This is a genomic window from Enterobacter cloacae complex sp. GF14B (assembly GCF_004136805.1).
Taxonomy (GTDB): Bacteria; Pseudomonadota; Gammaproteobacteria; order Enterobacterales; family Enterobacteriaceae; genus Enterobacter; species Enterobacter hormaechei_C.
In genome coordinates this window covers 61622-69448 of sequence record NZ_QFRV01000015.1, presented here as the reverse complement: position 1 = coordinate 69448, position 7827 = coordinate 61622, and the positions used below count along the sequence as shown (strand labels likewise).

Below are 7827 nucleotides of genomic sequence, written 5' to 3'. Positions count from 1 at the left end.
ATCTGGGTCGAGGCTGACAAACTGCCGCCCGACGATCCGCAGGGAGCGGATCTGTGCAGCGACAGCGCGAATGGTCGCGATCCGCTCGTCATCGGCGCGATTCTGCCAGGCTGAAAGCGACGCCAGCACCTGCTGTTGCGTCTGTTGCGCGCGCAGCGTGGCGGAAGGGGTTGCGATGACAGCCCCCTGCCACCAGACGTTGTTCAGCTGCGGCTGGGTGACCAGCCGGGAGAGCGTATCAGCCGGTTCAGCAGACCACGTTTTGCCCGGCTGATGCACGGTAACGACACTTGCGCATAAGGCGGACAGGCTGAAGAGAGATAGCCCTACGCCAGGTAACCATTTTCTGAGTCTGTTCATGGGGCGGGCTTCAACATCGTCATGGCGACAGGGAATACGCCCGCGCCGAGCATCTGTTTGCTCTGGCGTACCTGGCCGGTAGCGGAATCAATCCAGAAGGTGTTATGCCAGCGACGATCGAGGCCGTCGGCCTGCACCGCCTCCTGCCAGACCTGACAACGTAGCGTGTTTCCGGCAAGGGTCAGGTTTTCCGTCCCGCTCAGGGAGAAGCGCGAGGTCAGGTGTGCGGAGCGATACCGCCCCTTTTCCTGCCAGCGCACATCACGCGACCACTGGCTGCCGTCGCGGAGCTGCGGCGTGTGGCGCAGCGGATCGTGCTCAAGATTGGTTACCTCAAGCAGGTTATAAGGAAGCTTGAGCGTGTGGATAAGGCGACCGTTATGCGTGACGATCATCGCATTATCCTGCGATAACCATTTACTGTTTCCCTGTTCGATGTATCCGAGAACCACCAGGATCCTCGGGCCATTATCCAGTCGCAGGTACATGGTTGAGTATGGGAGCGCCTGAATCTGCCCGTCCGTTACCGTCACATCCTGGCGCCCGTCCAGACTGGCGTTAAAGGTCTCAATAATGCTCTGCTGGCTCGGCGTACACCCCTGGATCAGCAGAGTCATGATGAGCAGAATAAACAGTCTCACCAGAAATCCTTGATTAAATAACATTGAAATCAATTAAATACCCGGCTTTGATATCGACGCCGGGTCAAGTCGTTGCGCTGTTCAGCGCAAGGTTATATCGCCTTGCGCACCAGCCTTAGCGGGTAACTGTCGTCGTGGAAGTACCATTGCTTGAGTCATCGCCACTGTCGCTTGCCGCGACAACGGCTAACGTCGCTACGCCGGCAATCGCAGCGGTGGTGACAACAGCGGTTGTCCCAATCGCCCCTGCCGCCAGTCCCCCCGTAGTGCCAGCGGTAGTTCCCACAGTTGCTCCGGTTGTTGTTCCGGTTGTTGCTGCGCTGGTGCTACCTGCTTCGGTGGTAGCGCCTATAGCAGGCAAGGCAGTCGCCAGCGTGAGTGCCGTCAGCACTGTACAAAGCGTCCTTTTCATTTTTGGTCCTCATTCAAATGAAGGAAAATATGAGCACCTGGAAACCAGGTCCCGGTTAACGGGCATAAAGCCCGGGGCTGAATTCCGGCCCGACAGGGACGGAAAATCATCCATGTAAAAGCCCTGGGCTCTGAACACCAGCGCATATAAACCGCCAGGATATATTTCGGTACCCTTAATTGCTTCAATTGGAGTTCAGATAGTTAACTCCCTCACGGGGTGCAAAAAGAAAGGAAAACGCAGAAGTGATGCAAAATGCACCCCAGCGGTAACTACCTTAAAAATTTTGGATAAGATAATTCTTATAATAATTTGACGCAATGATTTCCGGCAGAATAAATATGACCAATTGTTAACCAGAAAAAACTCAATATATTATTAATTAAACATTTAACCAACTGAAATTAAAAGCAAAACCACGTCAAGCACACAGACTACATCACCTATGACGCCTTCATTACCGGCTAGTGTTCTCGATTAATAATGATTGAGATCAATTAAACCAACCTCTCGAGAAAAATAAAAACACAAGCAGAGTAAACCCTGAAATCAGGATCGGGAATAATATTTCCTCAAAATATATTTATCATGAATAATTCATTTATATTCATAATTACTGCGTATATAAACCGCGTCTCATAAATACGCTATTTCACGGCAGCGAAAATGTTTTCCTCCCTCGCCAGTCTGTTCAGGAGCGCACGCAGATTAAAATCCACCGATGTGCTCTGCGGCCAGCCACTTTGCCAGGGCATCAATCTGAGGCTGATGCAGCCAGTTTACGATCTGGCGGGCTTTCTCCTGCCCGACACCCGGTAGCATCTGCCACTCCGCTTCGCTTCGCTGAATCAGCGCCTGCCAGGTGCGATCCCCTGCCGCCTTGAGCGTCGACCGGGCCAGCGGTATTCCCATCGCGGTGATCCAGCGGATAAAAGGACGCTCCCGCGCCAGGTTAAACTGATGCCACAGCGCAGCGCCATGCGATGCCGATATCCCCGGCGTCGCGGTGAGCTGCGCCTGCGTGAGCTGTAGCCAGGAGAAGAGGTGCTCAAACCGATGCGCCTGATAGAGGGTCCGCCATCCTGATTCGCCCATACCTTCGATATCTAACGCCTGCCTGGAACTTAGCCACGTCAGCCGGGCAAAAAATTGCTCCATGCACTCCGGGGAGGCATAGAAACAGGTTAAGCCGTTATAGCGCGATGAGGGCGGCTGTGGTTTACGGCGATCCACATTGCGCCACACCACGTTATCCAGCCGGGGAATACCTTGTCCCGCCAGGCTTACCAGCACCTGATCGCCGGGGGCAATATCCAGCCTCTGCCAGCGGTTAACTGACCCTAAGCTGACGCGCTGTACGCGTTTATCGTCGAGCATCAGCGGCTCAAGCTGCGCAATCGCGGTGATCCGCCCGGTACGGCCAACGGTAAAGTGAATCGCTTTGACTTCCGTCACCTGGGCCACAGGAAGGTATTTCCATGCGACGACCCAACTTCCTTCCCCCGGCAGCCACTCCTCGCCCGGCGGCTCTGCCGAGGCGCGGACCACGATGCCATCCGTGGCGAAGGGCAACGAAGCCTTAAACCAGGCCGTCCGCTGCGCTTCCACGTCAGCCGCGTTTTTAACCGGCAGGGTATAGCGCGCCGTCAGGGTAAAACCAGCCTCCGCCAGCGCGGAAAGGCGTGCTTTCATCACTTTTGGGCCGTTCGGCCAGGCCCAGATAAAAATGCCTGTCTGCTTCAGCGCTGCGCGATCGTTCGCGCGCATCATCGCCCCCGCTACCTTCGCACGCGCGTTCATCCCCCCCATCCGCTGCTGGATATGCCCCTCGCGCAGCAGAAAAAGTTCCCCCTGCAACACGCTGTTGGCAAGCGGCCCGGCCAGTGTTTGCGGAATAGCGGGGATCATTCGCGCCTGTGCCGTCCACTCTTCCCCCTGTAAGCCGTCGCCCCGGCTGATCGCCTGCGCCAGCTTGCCGTTTTTGTAGACCAGGGTGACCGCAACACCATCCACCTTTGGCTGTACCCAGAGATCCTGCTGCGTCGCCATCCAGCGGCTAAGCGCCTGCTTGCTTTCTACCTTATGCACGCCGGTATGGGCGAAGGGATGCTTCACCGTCCCGCTGGCGGCAGGAGGATCGTCATGCAGCGGCTCATCGTGAAAACAGCGCTGCCACTGTTTTAAGCGGGCGTTAAGCCTGTCGTAAACGTCGTCGCTCACCTCGCTGCTGCCCTGCTTCCAGTAATCTTCATTCCAGCGGGTCAGCTGCGCCTTCAGGGCCGCGATCTCCTGCCCGGCTTTAGCCGGTGACCAGACCGGGCAGATAGCCATCGCCCCGCTGCTTAAGAAGATCATCAGTATGCTTATCCATTTCACCATTATTACCCCTCCCTGTTTTGCGAAGGGTATACCCTGCCCGGGAGCCGCAGACCAGCTGCAAAAATGCCTTTTACGAGCGCGCTTCAGCGCATTGTTTTTGTTGCAGCAAAAGGAAGGTAAAAGCTGAAAACGGCACGCAAAATTTAATCATCCGGGGGAAAAAGTGTGACAAAGACTACGTCACACAGCGGCGACGTGTATAATAAGCCCGTATGTAGGACTTCTTCGTTAACACATACAAAAGACTCTCATGGCTCAAGGCACGCTTTATATTGTTTCTGCCCCTAGTGGCGCGGGTAAATCCAGCCTTATTCAGGCACTGTTAAAAACCCAACCGTTGTACGATACGCAGGTTTCTGTTTCTCACACCACGCGAGCACCGCGTCCGGGTGAAGTGCACGGTGAACACTATTTCTTTGTAAATCACGACGAATTCAGAGCGATGATTGGCAGAGACGCGTTTCTTGAACACGCAGAAGTATTCGGTAACTACTACGGTACTTCGCGTGAAACCATTGAGCAGGTTCTGGCGACCGGCGTGAACGTGTTCCTGGATATCGACTGGCAGGGCGCGCAGCAAATTCGTAAGAAAATGCCTGATTCGCGCAGTATCTTTATTTTACCGCCATCGAAAGATGAACTGGATCGCCGCCTGCGTGGTCGCGGCCAGGACAGCGAAGAAGTTATCGCGAAGCGTATGGCGCAGGCTGTTGCAGAAATGAGCCATTACGCGGAATATGATTACCTTATTGTGAATGATGATTTTGATGCCGCGCTGAGCGATCTCAAAACTATCCTTCGCGCAGAACGCCTGCGTATGAGCCGCCAGAAGCAGCGACATGACGCATTAATCACCAAACTGTTGGCAGACTGAACCCACTTTCAGTATCATGCCCAGTCATTTCTTCACCTGTGGAGCATTTTAAGTATGGCACGCGTAACTGTTCAGGACGCTGTAGAGAAAATTGGTAACCGTTTTGACCTGGTGCTGGTCGCCGCGCGTCGCGCTCGTCAGATGCAGGTAGGCGGTAAAGATCCGCTGGTACCGGAAGAAAACGATAAAACCACCGTTATTGCACTTCGCGAAATCGAAGAAGGTCTGATCAACAACCAGATCCTCGACGTGCGTGAGCGCCAGGAGCAGCAAGAGCAGGAAGCCGCTGAATTACAAGCTGTTACCGCTATTGCTGAAGGTCGTCGTTAATTAAACCTGCGGGTCGCCCTTGTATCTGTTTGAAAGCCTGAATCAACTGATTCAAACCTACCTGCCTGAAGACCAGATTAAGCGTCTTCAGCAGGCGTATCTCGTTGCACGTGACGCTCACGAGGGCCAGACACGTTCAAGCGGTGAACCCTATATCACGCACCCGGTAGCGGTGGCCTGTATTCTGGCCGAGATGAAACTCGACTACGAAACGCTGATGGCCGCCCTGCTGCATGACGTGATTGAAGATACCCCTGCCACCTACCAGGACATGGAACAGCTGTTTGGCAAAAGCGTTGCCGAGCTGGTGGAAGGGGTCTCTAAGCTTGATAAGCTGAAATTCCGCGACAAGAAAGAGGCGCAGGCCGAAAACTTTCGCAAGATGATCATGGCGATGGTGCAGGATATCCGCGTCATCCTCATCAAACTCGCTGACCGCACCCACAATATGCGCACGCTGGGCTCACTTCGCCCGGATAAACGTCGCCGCATCGCCCGTGAAACCCTCGAAATCTACAGTCCGCTGGCGCACCGTTTAGGTATTCATCACATTAAAACCGAGCTGGAAGAGCTGGGTTTTGAGGCGTTGTACCCGAACCGCTATCGCGTGATTAAAGAGGTGGTGAAAGCCGCTCGCGGTAACCGTAAAGAGATGATTCAAAAGATCCTCTCTGAAATCGAAGGGCGTTTGCAGGAAGCGGGCATTCCGTGCCGCGTGAGCGGTCGCGAAAAGCATTTGTACTCTATCTACTGCAAAATGGTGCTCAAAGAGCAGCGTTTTCACTCGATCATGGATATCTACGCATTCCGCGTGATCGTCCACGACTCGGACACCTGCTACCGCGTGCTGGGGCAGATGCATAGCCTGTACAAGCCACGCCCGGGGCGCGTCAAAGATTACATCGCCATTCCAAAAGCGAACGGATACCAGTCTTTGCACACCTCGATGATTGGCCCGCACGGCGTTCCGGTTGAGGTGCAAATTCGTACCGAAGACATGGATCAGATGGCGGAAATGGGTGTCGCGGCACACTGGGCCTATAAAGAGCACGGTGGTGAAAGCAGCACCACCGCGCAAATCCGCGCCCAGCGCTGGATGCAGAGCCTGCTGGAGCTGCAACAGAGCGCAGGTAGCTCGTTTGAATTTATCGAGAGCGTTAAATCCGATCTCTTCCCGGATGAGATTTACGTTTTCACGCCGGAAGGGCGCATTGTCGAACTGCCTGCGGGCGCGACACCGGTCGACTTCGCTTACGCCGTGCATACCGATATCGGCCATGCCTGCGTAGGTGCCCGCGTCGACAGGCAGCCTTATCCGCTGTCGCAGCCGCTCTTCAGCGGACAGACGGTGGAGATCATTACCGCGCCGGGGGCACGTCCTAACGCCGCCTGGCTGAACTTTGTCGTGAGCTCAAAAGCGCGCGCAAAAATCCGCCAGCTGCTGAAAAACCTTAAGCGCGACGACTCCGTTAGCCTGGGGCGTCGTCTGCTCAATCACGCGCTGGGTGGCAGCCGCAAACTGGCAGAGATCCCGCCAGAAAACATTCAGCATGAGCTGGAGCGTATGAAGCTCGCCTCGCTGGATGACCTGCTGGCAGAGATTGGTCTCGGCAACGCCATGAGCGTGGTCGTGGCGAAGAACCTGCAACAAGGTGAAACGACAGCCGTTCCTGCCACCACGCAAAATCATGGTCACCTGCCGATCAAAGGCGCTGACGGTGTGCTCATCACCTTCGCCAAATGCTGCCGTCCTATCCCAGGCGACCCGATTATTGCGCACGTCAGCCCGGGTAAAGGGCTGGTGATCCACCACGAATCCTGCCGTAACATCCGTGGCTATCAGAAAGAGCCTGAGAAGTTCATGGCGGTCGAGTGGGATAAAGAGACGGCGCAGGAATTTATCACTGAAATCAAGGTGGATATGTTCAACCACCAGGGTGCACTGGCGAACCTGACGGCAGCGATTAACACGGCCTCGTCCAACATTCAAAGCCTGAATACGGAAGAAAAAGATGGCCGCGTTTACAGCGCCTTTATTCGCCTGACCGCCCGTGACCGCGTGCATCTGGCAAATATTATGCGCAAGATCCGCGTGATGCCGGATGTCATTAAAGTCACCCGTAACCGAAACTAGCATTATGAATTCAAAACGTTACGAGCGAATCTGCGAAATGCTCGCCAGGCGTCAGCCTGATCTGACGGTCTGCATGGAGCAGGTCCATAAACCTCATAACGTCTCTGCTATCGTCCGCACCGCAGATGCCGTCGGCGTGCATGAAGTCCACGCCGTCTGGCCAGGCGCACGTATGCGTACCATGGCCTCCACCGCCGCAGGCAGCAACAGCTGGGTATCCGTGAAAACTCACCAGACTATTGGTGAAGCGGTCTCGCACCTGAAAGGGCGTGGCATGCAGGTTCTGGCAACCAACCTCTCTGCTAAAGCCGTGGATTTCCGTGAGATCGACTACACCCGTCCGACCTGTATTTTAATGGGCCAGGAGAAAACGGGGATCACGCAGGAAGCACTGGATTTGGCCGATCGGGACATCATCATTCCGATGATTGGCATGGTCCAGTCACTCAACGTGTCGGTCGCCTCAGCGCTGATCCTGTATGAAGCGCAGCGCCAGCGTCAGAATGCCGGAATGTACGAGCGCAGCAACAGCATGCTGCCGGAAGAGGAGCAGCAGCGCCTGCTGTTTGAAGGTGGCTATCCGGTGCTGGCTCGCGTTGCGAAGCAGAAGAAATTGCCTTACCCCCACGTCAACGCGCAGGGCGAAATTGAAGCCGATGCCGAGTGGTGGTCCACCATGCAGTACGCGGGATAAATC

At 55.2% G+C, this 7827-nt stretch carries 8 protein-coding genes; 4 read left to right on the top strand and 4 right to left on the bottom strand.

Annotated features, from left to right (window positions below; all coding sequences use genetic code 11):
- From DD606_RS07940 to ligB, 4 genes are all read right to left on the bottom strand, one after another.
- Positions 1-360: capsule biosynthesis GfcC D2 domain-containing protein (locus DD606_RS07940; RefSeq protein WP_255573093.1), on the bottom strand; the 360-nt coding region annotated here is incomplete at its 3' end.
- Positions 357-1001, bottom strand: coding sequence for a YjbF family lipoprotein (locus DD606_RS07935; protein WP_032608191.1), 645 nt, complete (start codon positions 999-1001; stop codon positions 357-359). The genes DD606_RS07940 and DD606_RS07935, both read right to left, overlap by 4 nt.
- Before the next feature lie 115 nt (positions 1002-1116).
- Positions 1117-1413 (bottom strand): hypothetical protein, encoded by a 297-nt coding sequence (locus tag DD606_RS07930; protein ID WP_022650140.1) that lies wholly within the window; start codon positions 1411-1413, stop codon positions 1117-1119.
- Positions 1414-2121: 708 nt separating this feature from the next.
- Entirely contained in the window at positions 2122-3792 is a 1671-nt protein-coding gene (ligB, locus tag DD606_RS07925) for an NAD-dependent DNA ligase LigB (protein WP_059294077.1), read from the bottom strand.
- A gap of 250 nt (positions 3793-4042) precedes the next feature.
- On the opposite strand from ligB, the gene gmk reads away from it, so the two are divergent.
- Genes gmk through trmH form a run of 4 tightly spaced genes read left to right on the top strand, consistent with a single transcriptional unit; the run spans position 4043 to position 7824 of the window.
- A complete protein-coding gene (gene gmk / locus DD606_RS07915; protein ID WP_006177710.1) occupies positions 4043-4666 on the top strand; it encodes a guanylate kinase in 624 nt (207 codons plus the stop codon).
- Between the two features lie 54 nt (positions 4667-4720).
- Positions 4721-4996 carry a DNA-directed RNA polymerase subunit omega gene (gene rpoZ, locus DD606_RS07910; protein WP_000135058.1) on the top strand — a complete coding sequence of 92 codons (276 nt, stop codon included), beginning with the start codon at positions 4721-4723 and terminating at the stop codon, positions 4994-4996.
- 19 nt (positions 4997-5015) lie between these two features.
- Positions 5016-7130 carry a bifunctional GTP diphosphokinase/guanosine-3',5'-bis pyrophosphate 3'-pyrophosphohydrolase gene (gene spoT, locus DD606_RS07905; protein ID WP_003860921.1) on the top strand — a complete coding sequence of 705 codons (2115 nt, stop codon included), beginning with the start codon at positions 5016-5018 and terminating at the stop codon, positions 7128-7130.
- A 4-nt stretch (positions 7131-7134) separates the two neighbouring features.
- On the top strand, positions 7135-7824 hold the full coding sequence (trmH, locus tag DD606_RS07900; protein WP_003860922.1) for a tRNA (guanosine(18)-2'-O)-methyltransferase TrmH: 690 nt from the start codon (positions 7135-7137) through the stop codon (positions 7822-7824).
- Positions 7825-7827: the final 3 nt, after the last annotated feature.

Excerpts from the sequence above, each read along its gene's own strand:
- DD606_RS07930 (WP_022650140.1), bottom strand. The coding sequence starts at position 1,413 with ATGAAAAGGACGCTTTGTACAGTGCTGACGGCACTCACGCTGGCGACT.
- ligB (WP_059294077.1), bottom strand. The coding sequence starts at position 3,792 with ATGGTGAAATGGATAAGCATACTGATGATCTTCTTAAGCAGCGGGGCG.
- gmk (WP_006177710.1), top strand. The coding sequence starts at position 4,043 with ATGGCTCAAGGCACGCTTTATATTGTTTCTGCCCCTAGTGGCGCGGGT.
- rpoZ (WP_000135058.1), top strand. The coding sequence starts at position 4,721 with ATGGCACGCGTAACTGTTCAGGACGCTGTAGAGAAAATTGGTAACCGT.
- trmH (WP_003860922.1), top strand. The coding sequence starts at position 7,135 with ATGAATTCAAAACGTTACGAGCGAATCTGCGAAATGCTCGCCAGGCGT.